Raw genomic sequence first — 20,054 nt, 5'->3', positions numbered from 1 at the left:
GGTCTGCATGACGCAGGGAAAGGAGACGGATATGGAACCGCAACATCGTATTGGCTCGCGAGACGAATGGTTGGCGGCCAGCAGGTCATTACTAGCGGAAGAAAAAGCGCACATGCGCGCCGGCGACGAACTCGCGCGCAAACGTCGCGCGCTGCCTTGGGTCAAGGTCGACAAGACTTACACCTTCGATACGCCGCACGGCCGCAAGACACTCGCCGATCTGTTCGACGGACGCAGCCAGTTGATCGTCTATCACTTCATGTTGGGCGCGGATTGGGAAGAGGGCTGCGTCGGCTGCTCGTTCCTGTCGGATCACATGACCGGCATCGTCACGCATCTCGAGCATCACGATGTCTCGTACGTGACGGTGTCGCATGCGCCGCTCGCGAAGATCGAGGGCTTCAAGAAACGCATGGGCTGGACCTTCCCGTGGGTATCATCGAGCGGCAGTGATTTCAATTTCGACTATCACGTGTCGTTCACGCCCGAACAGCTGGCGGGCAAGAAGGCGTTCTACAACTTCACCGAGCAGGACGTCGGCATCGACGAGCAACACGGGCACAGCGTGTTCTACAAGGACGAAAGGGGCGACGTGTATCACACGTATTCCTGCTATGGACGTGGCGATGAACGCTTCATCAACACCTACGCGCATCTCGACGTCACGCCGAAGGGCCGCAATGAAGAAGGCAGTCTGACCGACTGGGTCAGGCATCACGACCGCTATGAAGAGAAGCCGCAAGGCGGCTGCGCCGCGTGTGGTTCTTGACGGACCGTGGCGCTAACTCGGGTTCGCGTCATGAAGCGGGACCTCATGCACGCTGGCGTCCCGCTTCATGGAACAGCGCGAACAGTTCCGATTGCGAGTTGACGTTCGGCTTCGTATAGATGTGCTTCTTGTGCGCGCGCACGGTCTCGAACGAGATCGTCGGTTTTTCCGCGCTTATCTTCAGAGCGACATATCAAAGGAGGGCCTGAGGAACAGTTCGATCGCCATCACGACGAGTCCCATCGCGGCCGCCGACAGCGTCAACGTGCCGTATTCGTCGTAGCGTGCATCGTAGAGACACGCCACGACGAAGAGAATCGCCAGCAGATTAGTTAGCCAATCGAAATTCAGCGCCAAAGTCATCGATTAAATCCGGGCTCGTGTGCGGCTCGGATTGTCGAACCGCACGATCGGGTGAGCGCGATTCTATCGAGTCGAGCTTACGGATTCGCAACGACGACGCTTACACAAATTACGCCCTGGACATCATGTCGTGCTCGATCCAGTCGATCACTGAAGCGCGCTCCGGTTGCCATCCAAGGAGCTTGCGGGCGCGCTCGCCGCGCACGCGGCTATTCGAGCCGAGGCCATACGAAGCCATTTCGTAGCCCCATTCCTTTTGCGCGTCTTCGAGCGGCCAGTCCTGCGGCTCGCCGAGCTTCATCGCGCGCGCGATCGCGGCGCTCATGTCGCGGAACGACGCTTCGCCGCTTTCGACGAAGTAGAAGGTGCCCGCCGGCGTCTTATCCAACGCGAGGCGATACAGTTCGGCGACATCGTCGATGAACACGTTCGACCAGATGTTGCCGCCGCTGCCCACATGGCGCACCACGCCGCTTTTCTGCGCCTGACGCACGAGGCGCGGCAGTTGCACGCTCGCGCTGCCCGGCACTGCGCCATGGCCATAGATCAGCGTGTTGCACAACACGGCCGAGCGGATGTTCCGCTGCGCGGCATCGAGCACGAACTGATCGATCGCGACGCGCGCGGCCTTGTCGGCGGTCGGCTCGGGCAGCGCGTCTTCGTGATAGATGCGCGCCTGACCCGCTTCGCCGCCCGACGCATCGCCGACGATGCTCGAACCGCTCGTATGCAGAAACGTTTTGCCGGAGCCGGCGAGCCCGTCGATCAGCGCCTTCACCGCGCCTGCATGATCGCTGCTCGCGGCGTTGATGACGGCGTCGGCGGCTTGTGCTTCGGCGATCAGCAACGCGCGGTCGTCGAGTGTGCCGATCACGGGTTCAATACCGAGCCGCTTCAGTTCGGCGCCATGTTCAGCGTTGCGGATCAGACCGCGGACAGTGTGGCCGGCGCGCGCGAGATGCGCCGCAATCGAGCCGCCGATAAAACCGCTTGCACCTGTGATGAAAATCTTCAAGACGTTCTCCTTGATGAGAAACACGATGACATGCACGCAGTATCCGCCGTGTTGATTCTCGCAAAAAGCGTGTTAGTCTCAAATCAAACTTGATTTGAAATCAACAATGAAAACTTCCACGGACGAGTTGCTGGTGTTCGTCACGGTGATCGACAGCGGCTCGATCACCGCGGCTGCGGAGAAGTTGGGCCAAACCGTCTCCGGCGTGAGCCGCGCGCTCACGCGCCTCGAAAAGAAACTCGATACCGCGCTGGTGCGGCGCACGACGCGCCGTCTGCAGCTGACCGAAGAGGGCGAGACTTTCCTGCAACGCGCGCGGGCGATTCTGGACGCGATGGAAGAGGCCGAGGAGTCCGTCACGCGCGGACGCGAGCGGCCTTCGGGGCGCCTGCGTGTCGATGCCGCGTCGCCCTTCATGCTGCATTGCGTGGCGCCGCATATGACGGCTTTCTCGGCGCAGTATCCGGAGATCAGGCTGGAGCTGACCAGCAACGAGCGGATCGTGGATCTGCTGGAGCAGAAGGTGGACATCGCGATCCGGATCGGCGAGTTGCAGGATTCGACTTTGCATGCGCGCGCCCTCGGCACCAGCAAGCTGAGCGTGCTCGCGAGCCCGGCGTATCTGGCCGAATATGGCGAGCCGAAATCGGTGGAAGCGTTGCGCGAGCATCGGCTGATCGGCTTCACGGCGCCGGAGCATCTGAATCGTTGGCCATTGCGGCAAGGACGCAAGAGCGGGGCCGAGTCGCTGAAGATCGAGCCGGCCATCACCGCGTCGAGCGGCGAGACATTGCGGCAACTGGCGCTGTCGGGCTGGGGAATCGCGTGTCTTGCCAACTTCATGAGCGCGGCCGATGTGCGCGAGAAGCGTCTCGTGCCGATCCTCGGCAACGTGCTGGCAGACGAGCGGCAGCGGGTGAGCGCGGTGTATTACCAGAGCGCGTCGCTGGCGGGGCGCGTGCAGTGCTTCCTGGATTTCATCGCGGCGCGCGTGCAGCTCTAGCAGCACCGTTCCATTCATTCACCTGGTTGAAACGAAGCCTGCGGCTCGCCAAAGCACGCGGGCTTTTTTTGCGTCGTGGGCCGCCTCTCCTATAACGCTCTTATCGGCAGCGAAGCGCGCCGGTTCGCGGGCGAAATCTTTTTGTCCGCCTCGCGCCTGCCATTTTGAACGTGTATATACAAGTTGAGATCCGCTTCGCCTGGAAAGGAGCCGCAGCGCACGGCCGCCGCAAATCGCCGTGATGGCAAGATCCAAGCCAAGCCTGCATCCCGCGCTAATGGAAACCCCCAGGCCAAAACCTCAAAAAACGAGTTGTATATACAAGCCGACGCCGCTAGACTTCTCTCAAATTGTATAGACAGGACGACAACCATGATGAATCTGAAGCCCGGCTACCTGACTCTCCCGCAACTGCGCCAGATCGCACGCGAACATGTCGCATTGCAACTCGATCCCGCCAGCCACGCCGCGATCGACGCCTGCGCGCAAGCCGTCGCCGATATCGCCGCGAAAGGCGAGCCGGCCTACGGTATCAACACCGGCTTCGGGCGCCTCGCCAGCACGCATATTCCGCGCGACCAGCTCGAACTGCTGCAACGCAATCTGGTGCTATCGCATGCAGTAGGCGTGGGTGAGCCGATGTCGCGTCCGGTCGTGCGTCTGTTGATCGCACTGAAGCTGTCGAGCCTCGGCCGTGGTCACTCGGGCATTCGCCGCGAAGTGATGGAAGCGCTGATCACGCTGTACAACGCCGACGTGCTGCCGGTCATCCCAGTGAAGGGTTCGGTCGGCGCATCGGGCGACCTTGCGCCGCTCGCGCATATGTCGGCAACGCTACTCGGCGTCGGCGAAGTGTTCGCCAAGGGCGAGCGCATGCCGGCCACCGAAGGCCTCGCGCTCGTCGGCCTCAAGCCGCTCACGCTGCAGGCCAAGGAAGGCCTCGCGCTGCTGAACGGCACGCAGGCTTCGACCGCGCTCGCGCTCTACAACATGTTCGCCATCGAAGACCTGTACCGCACCGCGCTGGTGTCGGGCGCGTTGTCGGTGGATGCGGCAATGGGTTCGGTCAAGCCGTTCGACGCGCGCATTCACGAACTGCGCGGCCATCAAGGCCAGATCGACGCGGCCGCTGCCTACCGCTCGCTGTTGCAAGGCTCGGGCATCAACGTCTCGCACGCCGATTGCGACAAGGTGCAGGACCCGTACAGCCTGCGCTGCCAGCCGCAAGTGATGGGCGCATGTCTGGACCAGATGCGCCACGCCGCCAACGTGCTGCTGCTGGAGGCAAACGCCGTCTCCGACAATCCGCTGATTTTCCCGGACACCGGCGAAGTGCTGTCGGGCGGTAACTTCCACGCTGAGCCCGTCGCGTTTGCCGCGGACAACCTCGCGCTCGCCGCCGCCGAAATCGGCGCGCTGGCCGAACGCCGTATCGCGCTGCTGATCGATGCGACGCTGTCGGGCCTGCCGCCGTTCCTCGTACGCGACGGCGGTGTGAATTCGGGCTTCATGATCGCGCACGTCACGGCCGCCGCGCTCGCCTCGGAAAACAAGACGCTCGCGCATCCGGCTTCGGTCGATTCGCTGCCCACGTCCGCGAACCAGGAAGATCACGTGTCGATGGCGACCTTCGCCGCGCGCAAGCTCGGCGACATTGCTGAAAACACCGCGAACATTCTGTCGATCGAACTGCTCGCCGCCGCGCAAGGCGTCGATCTGCGCGCGCCGCACAAGACCAGCCCGAGCCTGCAGAAAGTGATGGACACGGTGCGAAAGGACGTCGCGCATTACGAACTCGATCACTACTTCGCGCCGGATATCGCCGCTGTCACCAAGCTCGTGCAGGACGGCGCGATCGCGAAACTGAGCCCGCTCTCCTTCGCGTCCGAACAGTAAGCAGCCAGCGAGGCACAGCAAGTCAATGAACGCACCGGCCTATCAGGGCATCAAGGACTTCATCCTCGCGCGCATCCATGCGGGCGAATGGGCTGAAGGCGACCAGGTGCCCTCCGAAAACGAGCTCGCGCGCGAATTCAACGTGGCGCGCATGACGGTCAACCGCGCGTTGCGCGAGCTGACCTCGGAGCAGGTGCTCACGCGTGTGCAAGGCTCGGGCACCTTCGTGGCCCGTCCCAAGTACGAATCGACGCTGGTGGCGATCCGCAGCATCTCCGACGAAATCGTCGCGCGCGGTCATCGCTATCAGGCGAACGTGCTGCACATCGGCGCGAGTATCGCCGACGAAGCGCTCGCCGAGGAAATGCTGGTGAGCGCGGGCAGTCCGGTGTTTCATTCGCGTGTGCTGCATTTCGAAAACGACGAGCCAGTGCAACTCGAAGAGCGCTGGGTCAATCCGGCGGTCGCGCCCGAGTACGCGCTGCAGGACTTCACGAACACCACGCCGAACCAGTATCTCGTGCGCGTCGCGCCGTTGCAGCGGGTCGAGTACCGCATCGAAGCTTTGGCTGCTGACGGCGATACGCGCGAGTTGCTGACCATGGATGAACTCGAGCCGTGCCTCGTGCTGCACCGGCGCACGTGGTCGCAAAGCCAGGTCGCCTCGATCGCCAATCTCTGGCATCCCGGCAGCCGTTATCGCTTCACCGGACATTTCTGACGTCTCTGTTTTTGCCGTACCCGAATTTTTTTCGACCATCTTCAAGCATTCCCGAGGGCCATCATGAACAACCCGAAGCACATCGACCCGCGTCTCGATCCCACCCGCACGATCCGCGCACCGCGCGGCGCGGAAAAGACCTGCAAGACCTGGATCGCGGAAGCCGCGTATCGCATGATCCAGAACAATCTGGATCCGGAAGTCGCCGAGCATCCGCATGCGCTGGTCGTGTACGGCGGTATCGGCCGGGCCGCGCGCAACTGGGATTGCTTCGATCAGATTCTCAAGTCGCTGAAGGATCTCGAAGAAAACGAAACGCTGTTGATTCAATCGGGCAAGCCGGTCGGCGTGTTCCGCACGCATGCCGATGCGCCGCGCGTGCTGCTGGCGAATTCGAATCTGGTGCCGCATTGGGCGACGTGGGAACATTTCCACGAACTCGATCGCAAGGGCCTGATGATGTACGGCCAGATGACGGCGGGCAGCTGGATCTACATCGGCAGCCAGGGCATCGTGCAGGGCACCTACGAGACGTTTTTCTCGGTGGCGAACCAGCATTTCAACGGCGATCCGTCGGGCCGCTGGATTCTGACGGGCGGCTTGGGCGGCATGGGCGGCGCGCAACCGCTGGCGGCGACCATGGCTGGCTTCTCGATGATCGCCGTGGAATGCGACGAGACGCGTATCGACTTCCGTCTGAAGACGCGCTACGTCGACAAGAAAGCGGCGACGCTCGACGAAGCCCTCGCCATGCTCGAAGAAGCGAAGAAGGCAGGCAAGCCGGTGTCGATCGGCCTGCTCGGCAACGCAGCGGATGTGTTCGCTGAATGCGTGACGCGCGGCATCACGCCGGATTGCGTGACCGACCAGACCAGCGCGCACGATCCGATTCACGGCTACCTGCCGCAAGGCTGGAATGTCGAAGACTGGCGCGAGCGTCAGAAAACCGTGCCGGACAGCATCGTGCTGCCGGCCAAGCAGTCGATGGCCAAGCAGGTGCAGGCCATGCTGACGCTGCAGGAACGCGGCGCGGCCACGCTCGACTACGGCAACAACATCCGTCAGATGGCACTGGAAATGGGCGTTGAAAACGCGTTCGATTTCCCGGGCTTCGTGCCGGCGTATATCCGGCCGCTCTTCTGCGAAGGCAAGGGCCCGTTCCGCTGGGTTGCGCTGTCGGGCGATCCGGAAGACATCTACAAAACCGATGCGAAGGTCAAGGAACTGATCCCGGACGATCCGCATCTGCACAACTGGCTCGACATGGCGCGCGAACGTATCGCATTCCAGGGCCTGCCGGCGCGGATCTGCTGGGTCGGCGTGAAGGACCGCTATCGTCTGGGCCAGGCGTTCAACGAAATGGTCAGGAACGGCGAGTTGAAGGCGCCGATCGTGATCGGCCGCGATCACCTCGACACCGGTTCGGTGGCGAGCCCGAATCGCGAAACCGAATCGATGAAGGACGGCTCGGACGCGGTCAGCGACTGGCCGCTGCTCAACGCGTTGTTGAATACGGCAGGTGGTGCATCGTGGGTATCGCTGCATCACGGCGGCGGTGTCGGCATGGGCTTTAGCCAGCACTCGGGCGTGGTGATCGTCGCGGACGGCACGGATGCGGCGAAAGAGCGCCTCGGCCGCGTACTGTTCAACGATCCGGCGACCGGCGTGATGCGTCACGCGGATGCGGGCTATGAACTCGCGCAGGAAACGGCGCGCGAGGCAGGTCTGAATCTGCCGATGCTGGGCCGTTGAGCGTGGCGCTTCAAAACACGCCTCACAGCACGCCAGTCGGCAGCGGGGCAACCCTCACGCTGATTCGCGGCGCCGAGCTCGTGGCGGCGCCGTGGAAGAACGGCGGCGGCGTCACGCGCGAAGTGGCGGCGTTTCCCGAAGGCGCGGGGCTCGATGCCTTCGTGTGGCGGGTGAGCGTGGCCGATGTCGCGCAAGCTGGACCGTTCTCGCGCTTTGCTGGCATCGATCGCACACTCGTGTTGTTGTCCGGCGCGGGTATGTTGCTCGATGAAGCGGACGGCGATAATGGCGCGCATGGCGTGAAGACACATGCTTTGACGCAAGCGCTCGACATGGCCCATTTCACCGGCGAGGCGCGGATCGACGCACGTCTGGTCGACGGCGCGACGCGCGACTTCAACCTGATGGTGCGTCGTGACGCCGCGCAGGGTGAAGTGGAGGTGTGGCGTGCGGCAACGCAACGCTCGCTTGCCGCCGACGTGGTCCTCCTGTATTGCGCGGAAGGTTCTGTGTCGGTCACAGCGGGCGACGCGCAACCGCTGCCGCTCGTGATCGGCGACACGCTGCGCGTCGACACACCGAATGCACTGCCATGCGTAGTCGAAGGCGAGGGCGCCTTGCTCGCCATCAGCATCCACTACGCGCAACGATGACGACGATTCGCGTGCGCGACCAGCCGCATCACGGCACGCGCACGCGAATCACCACAGACACGCAACAAGCTGCAAAGAGCACGCGATGAAGCAAACCGTCTGGCATCACCTGAAACTTTGCCCCCAGGGCGATCCCCAACACACGCTGCCCGATGCCGCGATCGCCGTTGAAAACGGCACGATCGTGTGGCTCGGCGCGGCGTCCTCATTACCCGCCGACTACGCCGCATGGCCGCGCGAAGATCTGCACGGCGCGTGGGTGACGCCGGGTCTCGTCGATTGCCATACGCATCTCGTATACGGCGGGCAGCGCGCGGACGAATTCGCGCAGCGCCTCGCGGGCGTGAGCTACGAAGAAATCGCGCGGCAGGGCGGCGGTATCGTCTCCACTGTGCGCGCCACGCGCGCCGCGGACGAAGCCTCGCTATTCCAGCAGTCCGCTGCACGGCTCGAGCCCTTGCTCGCCGAAGGCGTGACCACGGTCGAGATCAAATCTGGCTACGGCCTCGACCTCGCCAGCGAGCGCAAGATGCTGCGCGTCGCGCGTCAACTGGGCGAACGTTATCCTGTGACCGTCTACACGACGTTTCTCGGCGCGCACGCGTTGCCGCCCGAGTTCGCCGGCCGCGCCGACGCGTACATCGACGAAGTCTGCAACACGATGCTGCCCGCGCTCGCCGATGAAGGCCTCGTCGACGCGGTCGACGTGTTCTGCGAACGCATCGGCTTTTCGCTGGAACAAAGCGAGCGCGTCTTCGAGGCGGCCGGGCGCTACAGGCTGCCGGTGAAAATGCACGCCGAACAACTTTCGAACGGCGGCGGTACGGCACTCGCCGCGCGCCATCATGCGCTGTCCGCCGACCACCTCGAATTTCTCGACGAAGCCGGCGTCGCCGCGATGAAGGAAGCCGGCACGGTGGCCGTGCTGTTGCCGGGCGCGTACTACTTCATCCGCGAGACGCAGTTGCCTCCTTTGGCATTGCTGCGGCGCTATCAGGTGCCGATCGCGATTTCGACCGACAGCAACCCCGGCACGTCGCCCGCCACCTCGCTGCTGCTGATGATGAACATGGCCACCACGCTGTTCCGCATGACCGTGCCCGAAGTGCTGCAAGGCGTGACCTCACATGCGGCGCGCGCGCTCGGCAAGGCGGATCGGCACGGCTCGCTGGAAGCGGGACGCGCGGCCGATTTCGCGGTGTGGTCGGTCGATTCGCTGGCGGAGTTGGCCTACTGGATTGGACGTCCGTTGTGCGCGCGAGTCGTGCGCGCGGGCGAGACCGTTTATACGCGGCGTGAACTGAGCTAGAGCCTGAGATGACTGAACCGCACAAGCAACCGAATCAATCGCTATTCGCAGAGCACGCGTACCTGCCGGACGGCTGGCGCCGCAACGTGCTGCTCGCGTGGGACGCAAACGGCACGCTGACGGCCGTCACGCCCGATATGTCGACGCCGCCCGCCGGCGTGCAAAAAGCCGCCGGTCCGGTATTACCAGGCATGCCGAATCTTCATTCGCACGCGTTTCAGCGCGCCATGGCCGGCCTCACCGAATATCGCGCGTCCGGCGCCGGCGCCACGGACAACTTCTGGAGTTGGCGCGACCTGATGTATCGCTTCGCCGCGCGCATCACACCGGAAGGTCTGGCTAGCGTCGCGCAGTGGCTCTACATCGAAATGCTGAAGGCGGGCTATACGTCGGTGTGCGAGTTCCACTATGTGCATCACACGCCGGCAGGCAGCCGTTACGCGAACCAGGCGGAACTCGCGCAACGCGTGGTGGATGCGGCATCCGCGAGCGGCATCGGCATGACGATGCTGCCGGTGCTGTATCAGTACAGCGGCTTCGGTTCGCGCGCGCCGCGCGAGGATCAGCAGCGCTTCATCAACACGCCGGAGAGTTTGCTCGATCTGCTCGGCACGTTGCGCGCGGCGCGGCCTGAGCACGCGGCGTTGCGTTATGGGGTGGCGCCGCATTCGCTGCGCGCCGTATCCGCGGATTCATTGCGTGCGCTGCTCGGCGGCATCGACCGCACGGCGCCTGTGCATATCCATATCGCCGAACAGACCGCTGAAGTCGACGCCAGCGTCGAAACCGAAGGCGCGCGTCCGGTGCAATGGCTGCTCGATCGCTTCGATGTCGACAGCCGCTGGTGCCTCGTGCACGCCACGCATGTCGACGCGAACGAAACGCTCGCGCTTGCAAGGAGCGGCGCGGTCGCCGGTTTGTGCCTGACCACCGAAGCCAATCTCGGCGACGGCATTTTCCCGGCGCAGGACTATCTCGACGCGCATGGACGCATCGGCGTGGGCTCGGATAGCCACATCGGCGTCGACTGGCGCGCGGAGCTGCGATTGCTCGAATACGGCCAGCGTCTCACTCGCCGCCAGCGTAACGTGCTGGCTTCGACGCAGGCCACGCATGTCGCCGACCGTCTGTTCGACGCCGCGCTCGCAGGCGGCGCGCTCGCGACGGGCCGCGCGGTCGGCGCCTTGCAGCCCGGCCGCCGCGCCGATTGGCTCGTGCTCGACGCGGATCATTCGAGCATCGCCGAGCATGGACCCAACGCCTGGCTCTCGGGCGTTGTATTCTGCGAGCATGGCGAAACGCCGATTCGCGACGTTTACGCGGGCGGCGCCAAGGTCGTCGACAATCGCCGGCATCGCGATGAAGAGGGCGCATACGCGCGCTATCGCGTGGCGCTTGCCGACCTGCTCAAATGAGCGGCGCGCCGACGTGCCGGCGCGCCTCGCATGACCTGCTGAATCGATCCTTCGATCTCACCGATTCCGGACTGACATGACTGCTTCGAACACTTCGCCGGTTTTCTCGCTGCATCAAGGAAGCCTGCCGTTCCTCATCTCGATTCCGCATCTGGGTACGCAAATCCCGGCCGACATCGGCGCGACCATGACGTCCGTCGCGCAGCGCACCGACGATTGCGACTGGCATCTGGACCGTCTCTATGCGTTCGCGAAACGCATGGGCGCGTCGATTCTCTCGCCCACCTACGCGCGTTATGTCATCGACCTGAACCGTCCGCCCGACGGCGCGAATCTCTACCCGGGCCAGGACACGACCGGTTTGCTGCCAGTCGATACGTTCGACAAGGAGCCGTTGTATCTCGACGGCCATCTGCCGGACGAAGCCGAGGTCGCGCGCCGTCGCGAGGCTTACTGGAAGCCTTACCACGAGGCGCTGCAAGGCGAACTTGCGGCGCTGAAAGCGCAACACGGCAAGGTGCTGCTGTGGGAAGCGCATTCGATCCGCTCGCATGTGCCGCGTTTCTTCGAAGGACGTCTGCCCGATTTCAACTTCGGCACCTCGAACGGCGCGAGCGCGGTGGCGGGATTGGCCGAGGAGATGGCCGCTATCGTCGAGCGCTTCGACGGCGGCTATACGGCTGTCGCCAACGGCCGCTTCAAGGGCGGCTATATCACGCGCGAGTATGGCCAGCCGTCGCAAGGCGTGCATGCCTTGCAACTCGAACTCTCGCAGATCACGTATATGGAAGAGCACATGCCGTATGCGTATGACGAAGCCCTGGCCGCGAAAGTCCAGCCGCTGCTGGAAACGCTGGTCGTGAAGGCGTTGGAGCGCGTCAAGGGGGCGTGACGCACGCGTCGTCGCCCGCCGTCTCTCTTCTTCTCCACGCGATTCACGGTGCCGCGCATGTTGCGCGAAGCCGTGGTCGCGTCGGCCGACACCGCAAAGGTGTAACAGCATGTGTCCGTGATTGCATGCTGCCGTTTTCGCGCAGAACGTATATAGCGCGTTGAAGAAATCTGGCTGCCCAGCGTCGATCCGAATGGCGAAAAAAAGCCCCGCATGTCGCGGGGCTTTGTGATGTGCCGTGCCGGTCAGGACATGGCACCGCCATTAGTGGCAGCGGTTTTCCCAGTGATGATGAACGCGCACCTTGTGGCACTCGCGATGATGATGTTCATAAGCTTGTGCGGGAGCGATGGCGCTCAGCGAGACGACGGCTGCGGCGATGGCGAGGACGATCTTCTTCATTACAAAATCCTTAAATCAGTGTTGGGGTACAAACGGTTTAGCACGGGGCGTGCCGCGACCGCCTGCAAGCATGCCACACCGCGCGCGCAGAGCGGAGGAACGCTGAACGAATGCACGTGTCAATTCTCCACGGTGATCGCTGCGAGCCGCCACCGGTGGCGGATGGCGGGCAACAGTGCGCAATGGCGCGGTGGCGTGTAATTACGACAGATTGCCGCTCACGCAATGGCATACCGGGATTGCGCGCCATGCGCTGAAGCGGCTACCCTTTCAAAACGATAACGCGCGCGAGCGCGTGATCTCTACATCGGGCAAAAGATGGAAGACCCAGCGATGGAAGATTCCGACGAACTGCTGCTCCCGGTCTGGCGAGCAAACCTGGTGCTGTTGACCCGCGAGGTCGGCGCGGCGACGCGACTCGCGCGCATGATGACCTTCTCCGCGAGCTATCTGAAACTGATCTTGTCCGGCCAGCGCGAATTCAGCGAGGAATTCGTGCGCGGGATCGAAGCGGTCACGGGATTGCCGGGCGGCTGGATGAACGTGCCGCACACCGAGCAGGACATACCGCCCAACGCACGCGAAGCGATCGACAACGAACAGCCGCTCGCGCGGTTTCGCGGCACGGCGCATCCCGTGCGAAAGAAGACGGTGCTGCGGCCGCCCGAGCCGATTTTCGGCCAGCCGGGGCCGGCCAAACGTGTCGAGGAAGAAATCCTCGACGCGGAGACGCACCGGCGTCAGGCGCACTTTCGCAAGGTCCGCGACGTGGCGATTCAGGACGTGCGGCGTTTCGAGCGGCATCTGACTCACGCGCCGGTTGAACTGGCGACCATGCGCGCCAAGGTGGAAGACGTGATCGCCGCCGCCGATCTCGACGATCCGATCCAGGCCGATCTCGCGGGACGGCTGGAGCAGATCGAAAAGCATCGCCATCTGCTGCTCAGACACGTCGAGAGATTGCAGGCTTTGCTCGGGCAACTCGGCGAAACGGAGTGATGCGGCGAGTCGCGAACTCGCGCTCGCTTACGTAGGCTGAGCGGAACGCCTGCGGCGGGCGTGAAACTCCGCCTCGAGCGTCCACGTGAGGCCGTCCTGCGCGAGCGCCACGCCGGTCCAACGGAACGAATCCCGCGTGATGTCGGTGAAGTTCCATCGAATCGGCGTACCGTCGGCGTGTGTGCCGATCTGCACGAGATGCTCGCCGATGCGGCGGCCCACCAACTCGTCACGCTGGCCGGTGCGTGGATTGATGTACGTAACTCGCCATGCTCGCAGCAGCGGATCCCAGACACGCAAGGTCGTGCCGTACATCGCGTCGCCGGCCGTCGGCGTGCCATGTCGCTCGTCGCTAAGCGGCGGCATGATCCAGACGTCCTGCACGGCGCGGCCTTCCAGCACCCAGCCGAAATGAATTTCGCCACGGCGGCGCGCGCTGCCCAGGTCGACGCGGTAATGCACCACGTCCATGTCCCAGCTGCCGATCAGCCAGCCGTAAAGGTCGTCGGCGGCGGCGATGTCCGCGGCGCGCGCGGGCGCGCTCAGTGCGGCGTGAAAGCCGCTGTCGAGGTTGTGCTCCAGCCTGGTCATCGTGTCTGCTCCTTCGGCTCATGCCGGATCGTTGAGCATCGGCGGGAACGGCGAACGGACGAAAACACGCCGGCCGCCGATGTGCTAAAACCACCATACGGACTCAGCCGAGGTGCATCTTGGGGAAAATTGCCGTCACGCTGCAACACGCGCTGGCCCGCCGCGAACAGGAAGGCGCGCGCGGCGGCACGTCGGCGCGCGCGCTCGCCGGGGGCGCGGGGTGGAGCGTCGAGGATGTCCTGTGCACCTTCGGCCCGCGCGACCAGCCGTTCGAAGAGCGGCATAGCGGCGTGTGCATCGCGATGGTGGTGGCGGGGTCGTTCGCCTATCGCGCGGCGACTGGCCGCGAGTTGCTCACGCCTGGCGCGCTGCTGCTCGGCAACACGGGTGACTGCTTCGAGTGCGGGCATCGGCACGGGGCGGGCGATCGTTGCATCGCGTTTCGCTATGCGCCGGCATACTTCGAACGGCTTGCCGCGGATGCGGGCCTGGCGAGCGGCGATCTGCAATTCAAACGCGCGCGTTTGCCGCCGCTGCGTGCGCTGTCGCCGTTGATCGCGCGGGCATGTGTCGGTGCTGGTGGTGGAACTGGGGCTGAAGTTGGAGCTGATGCAGGTTCCGCTGTCGGCGCCGGTGCTAACGCCGGTGCTAGTGCTGGTTCCGGCGTAAGCGGCTGTGCCGCAACTGCATGGGACGAACTCGCCATCGAGTTGGCCGCCGCGACGCTGCAGGCGGCCGGCGGCTTGACGCGTCCCACCGCGCCCGCCAGCGCCGCGGCGTGTTCCCGCGTCGCGCAGACTGTACGGCTGATCGACGACACGCCCAGCGCGCCGCATTCGCTCACGAGCCTCGCGGCCGCCGCGGGCTTGAGCGAGTTCTACTTTCTGCGCACGTTCCAGCGCGTGACCGGCGTGACGCCGCATCAATACCTGCTGCGGGCGCGTTTGCGCGCCGCGGCGCTGCGTCTTCAGGACGGCGGCGCGAAGGTCGTCGATATCGCGTTCGACTGCGGCTTCAACGATCTGTCGAATTTCAATCACGCGTTTCGCGCGGAGTTCGCTTCGAGTCCGCGAGCCTGGCGCGCGCGGGGCAGGACGCGGCGCACATGACGCGGTGCGCGGCGGTTTTTCTCAGGCTGGCCCTCGGGTCGGCACTGGGCGCGTGCCTCGCGGTCAGCGCGTTCGCCGACGACAGTGCGTCCACCGCATCCGGCGACGATCGCGCGCCTTCCACGATCGAGCGCGACGTCCATCTCTTCACGATCCAGAAAGACGGCTCCATCGAGGAGCACGACGACACCGTCATGCGCGCCAACACGACGAGCGGCGTCGACGATATCGCGCAACGCTACGTGTGGTTCAACAAGGACGTCGAGCAGGTGCAGTTGCTGGCCGCCGAGACGATCGACGCGGACGGCGTCGCGCACCCGGTCGGTCCCGAGGCGATCCGCGACGTGCAGGAGCCGCGCTCGGCAGGCGCGCCGAGTTTCGAGGACGGCGTGTTGCGCACGGTGATCTTTCCGGGCGTGGAGCCGGGCTCGCGCGTTCATCTGGCGTTTCGCAAGACGCGCACGAAGCCCTTGCAGGCGGGCACTTTCGCGTACCTCGTCGAACCGACGCGCGACCCCGTCGACCTGCAGCGCCTGATTTTCGATCTGCCCGCCGACGTGCCGCTCTACGCCGACGCGCGCGGCTATGTCGCCGTTCCGCCGGTCACGGCAAACGGCCGTACCCGCTACGAGTTCGACTACCGGCACGGGCCGTATGCGCCGCTCGAAGCGGGCGCGGTCGGTTACGCGAATTGGGGCGACCGCCTGATGGTATCGACGGTGCCGGACTTCGCGAGTTTCGCCGCGCGTTACCGCGGCCCCGCAGCCGACGCGACGACGAGCGATCCGGCGATTGTCCGCCTCGCGCAAGCGCTGACCGCCGGCACCGCCGACCCGCGCGTGAAGGCGCAGCTACTGTACGACTGGATGCGTTTGAATATCCGCTACGTCGCCTTGTTTCTCGGCGAAACGGCGGCGATCCCGCACAAGGCGATCGACATCCTGCACAACCGCTATGGCGACTGCAAGGATCATGTCGCGCTGTACGGCGCGTTGCTGGCCGCGGTCGGTATCCGCAGCGAGGCGGTGCTGCTCAATCTGGGTCCGTACTACAGTTTGCCCGACGTGCCTGGCTACGGCTCAAGTGCGATCAATCATGCGATTGTCTGGATTCCTGATCTGTCGCTGTACGCGGACACGACGGCGGGCGGCACGGCCTTCGGTTATCTGCCGCCGAGCGTGATGGACAGGCCGGTGTTGCTGGTCGGCGAGGGCGTCCTGTCGCGCACGCCGGCCACGCAGTTGCGCGAACGCAGCGCGCGCGTGCAGATCGACGTCGATGAAAGCGGCGCGGCGAATTACGCTTATCGCGCGGAGGACGCGGGTTTTACCGCCGAGATCGAGCGCAATACGTTGCGGCGCGCGACGCGGCAACGCACGCAGCAGATCGCCGCGAACCGTCTGTTGCAGACGGGTTTGCACGGCACGACGCAATTGCGCACGGCGGACCTCAGCGCCACGAATGGACCGTTCGCCACGTCGATGCAAGGGAAAGTGGAGCACTTCGTCTGGACCGACGGCACGACGGCGGTGCCGGCCTTGACGAGCTTTTCCGGCGGCATGGGCTCGCAGGTGCAGGCGTGGCTCGCGGAGCCCGCGAGGACTCAGCCCTGGGCGTGCATCGGCGCGGAGTTCGACGAGACCCTGGAAATGACGCTGCCGCGCTTCGTACGGGTGACGGATTTGCCGTCCGACACCGCCGTGCAAGACCGCTTTCTGAGCTTTTCATCCAGCTACGTCTACGATCCGGCCGCGCGGGTCTTGCAGGTCAGGCGGCACCTGCGCGCCGCCTTTGGCCACCAGACGTGTTCCGCGAGTGAATTCACCGAGATGCACGACGATCTCGTGCGAATCGAACGGGATCTCGATGCCGAGCTGGTGGTCAGGGCCGCCCATTCGAAGAACCCATAGCGGCGACGCCGGCACGGGTGCAAGCCACGACACCCGTGCTGGAATCAGAACGCTCCTTAACTGCCGCTCTTGGTCACGATGGGCACCCACGCTCCATTCTTGACCTGATAAAGCGTCGACGCGCCGCTCTTCAACGCGCCGGTGTTGTCGAAGGAAATCTTGCCGGTCACGCCTTCGAAATCGATAGCCTTGAGCGCGGGCCGGTAGTCGTTCGGCGCGCTGGACTTGGCCTTCTGCATGGCGTTGATCGCGGCCCATGCGCCGTCATAGCCAAACGGTGCGTAGGACAGGATGTCCGCCCCGAAGCGCTTCTTGAACTTCGCCGCGAAATCCTTGCCGCCGGGCAACTGCGCGAGCGGCCGTCCATATTCCCATGCCATCACGCCTTCGGCCGAATCGCCGGCGAGCTTGATGAAATCCTGATCCATCACGCCGCCGCCGCCCACCAGCTGCGCGTTCATGCCCAGTTGCTTCATACGCTTGGCAAAGCCCGCGGCCTGCGTGTCCAATCCGCCGAAGAAGATCAGATCGGCATTGGTCGATTTGATCTTGGTGATCTGCGTGCTGAAATCGACGGCCTTATTGTCGGTGTACTCCCGCGTCACGAGGTTTCCGCCGTGCGCTTTCACCGCTTTCTCGAACTCGTCGGCCTCGCCCTGGCCGAACGCGGTCCGGTCGTCGATGATTGCGATGCGCTTGGCCTTGGTCACTTCCACGGCATACACGCCCGCGTTGCCGGCGTTCTGCGCGTCGGTGGAAATCACCATGAAGGTGTTCGCGAAACCGCGTCCCGTGATGATCGGATTGGTGGCGGCCGGGTCGATCACCGGAATGCCGGCCTGCTCGTAGACCTGCGAGGCCGGGATCGTCGTGCCCGAGTTGAAGTGGCCCACCACCGCCGACACGCCCGCGTCGACCAGCTTCTGCGCGGCCTGCACGCCAATGCGCGGGTCGGCCTGGTCGTCCTGGGAGACGATCTGGAATTGGGCCACCTTGTCGCCGATCTTGATCTTCTGCGCGTTGGCTTCCTCCAGCGCGAGCCGGACACCGTTCTCCAGGTCCTTGCCGTAGCCGGCGTTGGCGCCCGTGAGCGGCGCGGCAAAACCGACCTTCACGGGCAGGTCGTCGGCGAAGCTGGCCGGCGGCGCGATGGCGAAGATAGCGCCAACGAACAGGGCAAGCGGTTTCAGCGTGTAGCGAAGACTCATGGTCTCTCCTTCCATCGACAGTTTCAGGTTGTGAAAGCGGCAAGGCGGTAACGCTGGATCGACGCGCAAGCATGGACTTCACATGGCGCGCATCGAGAGACTACGGATGGTCGGTCGCTTTGAACAATGCGGGAATGCGCGCACTTGCGTTCAGGCAGCAGTCAATCTGGCGCGAATATAGAAAGCCAATTTGCCGTCGTCTTGGCAATTCGAGGCGCTTTGAATGAGCATTTCGGCACAGCTTGCGCAGCACGTTCGCAGGCGGCTTATGAGCGCCGGCGCGCGGGTGCGGATTGCGGCATATGCTTAAGAGACCGGCGCGAACGCGCCGGCCGTGGGATTTTCCAGGCGCAGGGGCGCAGCGATGCCGCGTCTGCGCAATGCGCCGAGGTCAAGCCTCGTTGTGAATGTGAAGCCGGGCCCTCAATGCTCGCCTTGCTGGCGCAACAACTCCTCACGCAGACGCAGCAGCGGCGCCTTGGTGTCGTCGTCGGCCCAGGTGTCGAGATCGTCGATGGCGCGCTGGCAGCCGTCGAGCACGAGGTCGAGGTCCACCGGCACGCCGTTGTTCAGCGCGAACTCGATGGTCTCGGCGAACTGCTGGCATTCGTCCTCGCCGTATGAGATGTCGAGGTTGTCGGCGATCACTTCGGCGATATTGCTGCGCGCCTTGTCGTCCGGCGTCACCATGTCGACGATGCCGCGCGCCACGGCCGGCGAGTAGTAGAGCGCGATGTCGAGCCACTGCGCGGGATCGAAGTCGGCCTGGTCGAACTGGCTCTCGAAGAACTCGATCGCTTCCTGTTCGTGCACCTCGTCCGCATCGACGCTGATGCACAACTGCTCAAAATATTCTTCCCGCTCGCTGCGGATATAACCGTCCATCGATGCCTCGTCTGCTGAATGCCGGATGCCTGAAAAATACGATGTGGGCGGGCAAGGGCCTCGTCCACGCGGCACGCATTATAGGACGGGCGGCTGACAGGCGAGCGGCGCCGACTATGCCGCTTCCGCCACCCACGCGTCGAACCACTCGCGCGGCTGCGCGATTTCATTCTGCGCGGCGATCAGTTCGAGCTCATAGCGCCCAGCCTGCCAGGTCGTCTTCACCACTGCGTTCACGGCCGCCAACGTGTGCTCGAAGGCCGCGCGAATCGAATCGCCAAGCAGCGTACGCGCGACGAACACCGCGCTCGTCAGATCGCCCACGCCCACCGGTTGCCGCGCGAACGGATAGAGCGGACGCTGCCCCATCCACGCTTCGCGTTCGGTGACGACCAGCATGTTGAAGCGGTCGGCGGGACTGTTGCGGTCGAGCAGATGCTTGACCAGCACCAGCTTCGGCCCGCGTGCGATGAGCTCGCGGCAGGCCGTCACGGCTTCCTCCAGCGTTTCGATCTCGCGCCCCGCCAGACGCTGCAATTCGCTGTGGTTCGGCGCCATCGCGTCGGCCATCTCCGGCATGGTGCGCACGAGAAATTCCTGGATGCCCGGCTCGACCTTGCAGCCGCTCGCCGCGCCCATCACCGGGTCGCAGAAGTACCAGGCGCGCGGATTGGCGGCCTTCACGGCCTTGACGATTTCCAGCACCGACTGCGCCTGTTCGGGCGTGCCCAGGTAGCCGGACAGTACGGCGTCGCAGCGCGGCAGCATGCCGATCGCGCCGATGCCGTCGACCAGATCCTCCATTTGCGAGGCGTCGATCGCGCTGCCGGTCCAATGGCCGTATTGCGTGTGGTTTGAGAACTGCACGGTATTGAGCGGCCAGACGTTGACGCCGAGCCGACGCATCGGAAACACGGCCGCGCTATTGCCGGCGTGACCGAAGACGACATGTGACTGGATGCTCAGAACGCTTTTCGTCATGGTAGGGCTCGCGCAAACGGGTAGGCGCGTTCAATGAAAATGGGAAGGGTGCGCCGCGGCGGCGATCCGGCGAGCGCCGGACGCCTCATGCGGCAGGGCTGCTTTAGATGGTGCAGGAAATCGGCACGCTTTGCATTGTCAGGAAACAATACATGAGTTTGCCGCGCGCGAGTCGATCCGT

Annotated in this window: 19 protein-coding genes and 1 pseudogene; 12 read left to right on the top strand and 8 right to left on the bottom strand. The window is 64.3% G+C overall.

Annotated features, from left to right (window positions below):
• Nucleotides 1-31: 31 nt before the first annotated feature.
• Nucleotides 32-769, top strand: coding sequence for a thioredoxin family protein (locus tag RI103_RS12340; protein ID WP_310812287.1), 738 nt, complete (start codon nt 32-34; stop codon nt 767-769).
• A gap of 43 nt (nt 770-812) precedes the next feature.
• Here the strand turns inward: RI103_RS12340 and RI103_RS12335 are convergent.
• The 3 genes and pseudogenes from RI103_RS12335 to RI103_RS12325 all read right to left on the bottom strand — a co-directional run.
• A pseudogene (locus tag RI103_RS12335) lies at nt 813-938 on the bottom strand (helix-turn-helix transcriptional regulator); the annotation flags it as partial.
• Between the two features lie 11 nt (nt 939-949).
• Entirely contained in the window at nt 950-1,132 is a 183-nt protein-coding gene (locus RI103_RS12330) for a hypothetical protein (protein WP_310812286.1), read from the bottom strand.
• Nucleotides 1,133-1,241: 109 nt separating this feature from the next.
• Entirely contained in the window at nt 1,242-2,147 is a 906-nt protein-coding gene (locus RI103_RS12325) for an NAD-dependent epimerase/dehydratase family protein (protein WP_310812285.1), read from the bottom strand.
• A 106-nt stretch (nt 2,148-2,253) separates the two neighbouring features.
• On the opposite strand from RI103_RS12325, the gene RI103_RS12320 reads away from it, so the two are divergent.
• The 8 genes from RI103_RS12320 to hutG all read left to right on the top strand — a co-directional run bounded on the left by RI103_RS12320 (nt 2,254) and on the right by hutG (nt 11,788).
• Nucleotides 2,254-3,150, top strand: a complete 897-nt coding sequence (locus tag RI103_RS12320) for a LysR family transcriptional regulator (protein WP_310812284.1) — start codon at nt 2,254-2,256, stop codon at nt 3,148-3,150.
• 372 nt (nt 3,151-3,522) lie between these two features.
• Nucleotides 3,523-5,046, top strand: a complete 1,524-nt coding sequence (hutH, locus tag RI103_RS12315) for a histidine ammonia-lyase (protein ID WP_310812283.1) — start codon at nt 3,523-3,525, stop codon at nt 5,044-5,046.
• A gap of 25 nt (nt 5,047-5,071) precedes the next feature.
• Entirely contained in the window at nt 5,072-5,767 is a 696-nt protein-coding gene (gene hutC, locus RI103_RS12310; protein ID WP_310812282.1) for a histidine utilization repressor, read from the top strand.
• 63 nt (nt 5,768-5,830) lie between these two features.
• Nucleotides 5,831-7,519, top strand: coding sequence for a urocanate hydratase (gene hutU, locus RI103_RS12305; protein WP_132375075.1), 1,689 nt, complete (start codon nt 5,831-5,833; stop codon nt 7,517-7,519).
• Between the two features lie 2 nt (nt 7,520-7,521).
• Entirely contained in the window at nt 7,522-8,172 is a 651-nt protein-coding gene (locus RI103_RS12300; RefSeq protein ID WP_310812281.1) for a HutD family protein, read from the top strand.
• A gap of 85 nt (nt 8,173-8,257) precedes the next feature.
• Nucleotides 8,258-9,481 (top strand): imidazolonepropionase, encoded by a 1,224-nt coding sequence (gene hutI, locus RI103_RS12295; RefSeq protein WP_310812280.1) that lies wholly within the window; start codon nt 8,258-8,260, stop codon nt 9,479-9,481.
• A gap of 8 nt (nt 9,482-9,489) precedes the next feature.
• On the top strand, nt 9,490-10,896 hold the full coding sequence (locus tag RI103_RS12290; RefSeq protein ID WP_310812279.1) for a formimidoylglutamate deiminase: 1,407 nt from the start codon (nt 9,490-9,492) through the stop codon (nt 10,894-10,896).
• A 76-nt stretch (nt 10,897-10,972) separates the two neighbouring features.
• Nucleotides 10,973-11,788: an N-formylglutamate deformylase gene (hutG, locus tag RI103_RS12285; protein WP_310812278.1), complete on the top strand. Its 816-nt coding sequence runs from the start codon at nt 10,973-10,975 to the stop codon at nt 11,786-11,788.
• A 264-nt stretch (nt 11,789-12,052) separates the two neighbouring features.
• On the opposite strand, the gene RI103_RS12280 is transcribed toward hutG, so the two are convergent.
• Nucleotides 12,053-12,190 (bottom strand): hypothetical protein, encoded by a 138-nt coding sequence (locus RI103_RS12280; protein ID WP_310812277.1) that lies wholly within the window; start codon nt 12,188-12,190, stop codon nt 12,053-12,055.
• Nucleotides 12,191-12,523: 333 nt separating this feature from the next.
• Between RI103_RS12280 and RI103_RS12275 the strand changes: the two genes are divergently transcribed.
• On the top strand, nt 12,524-13,189 hold the full coding sequence (locus RI103_RS12275) for a hypothetical protein (protein WP_310812276.1): 666 nt from the start codon (nt 12,524-12,526) through the stop codon (nt 13,187-13,189).
• 27 nt (nt 13,190-13,216) lie between these two features.
• On the opposite strand, the gene RI103_RS12270 is transcribed toward RI103_RS12275, so the two are convergent.
• Nucleotides 13,217-13,780, bottom strand: coding sequence for a hypothetical protein (locus tag RI103_RS12270; RefSeq protein ID WP_310812275.1), 564 nt, complete (start codon nt 13,778-13,780; stop codon nt 13,217-13,219).
• Nucleotides 13,781-13,899: 119 nt separating this feature from the next.
• Between RI103_RS12270 and RI103_RS12265 the strand changes: the two genes are divergently transcribed.
• Nucleotides 13,900-14,889: an AraC family transcriptional regulator gene (locus RI103_RS12265; RefSeq protein ID WP_310812274.1), complete on the top strand. Its 990-nt coding sequence runs from the start codon at nt 13,900-13,902 to the stop codon at nt 14,887-14,889.
• Entirely contained in the window at nt 14,886-16,799 is a 1,914-nt protein-coding gene (locus RI103_RS12260; RefSeq protein WP_310812273.1) for a DUF3857 domain-containing protein, read from the top strand. Before RI103_RS12265 ends, RI103_RS12260 begins: the two co-directional genes overlap by 4 nt.
• A 56-nt stretch (nt 16,800-16,855) precedes the next feature.
• Here the strand turns inward: RI103_RS12260 and RI103_RS12255 are convergent, their stop codons facing one another.
• From RI103_RS12255 to pdxY, 3 genes are all read right to left on the bottom strand, one after another.
• The gene (locus RI103_RS12255; protein WP_310812272.1) at nt 16,856-18,007 is read right to left on the bottom strand and encodes a branched-chain amino acid ABC transporter substrate-binding protein; all 1,152 of its coding nucleotides are present in this window, start codon (nt 18,005-18,007) and stop codon (nt 16,856-16,858) included.
• A gap of 423 nt (nt 18,008-18,430) precedes the next feature.
• Nucleotides 18,431-18,892 (bottom strand): hypothetical protein, encoded by a 462-nt coding sequence (locus tag RI103_RS12250; RefSeq protein WP_310812271.1) that lies wholly within the window; start codon nt 18,890-18,892, stop codon nt 18,431-18,433.
• Between the two features lie 114 nt (nt 18,893-19,006).
• The gene (gene pdxY, locus RI103_RS12245; RefSeq protein WP_310812270.1) at nt 19,007-19,873 is read right to left on the bottom strand and encodes a pyridoxal kinase PdxY; all 867 of its coding nucleotides are present in this window, start codon (nt 19,871-19,873) and stop codon (nt 19,007-19,009) included.
• Nucleotides 19,874-20,054 lie beyond the last annotated feature (181 nt).

It is taken from the genome of Paraburkholderia sp. FT54, from assembly GCF_031585635.1.
GTDB lineage: Bacteria > Pseudomonadota > Gammaproteobacteria > Burkholderiales > Burkholderiaceae > Paraburkholderia.
Note: the sequence above shows the minus strand (reverse complement) of the source record. Positions and strands in the feature narration are given on the sequence as shown.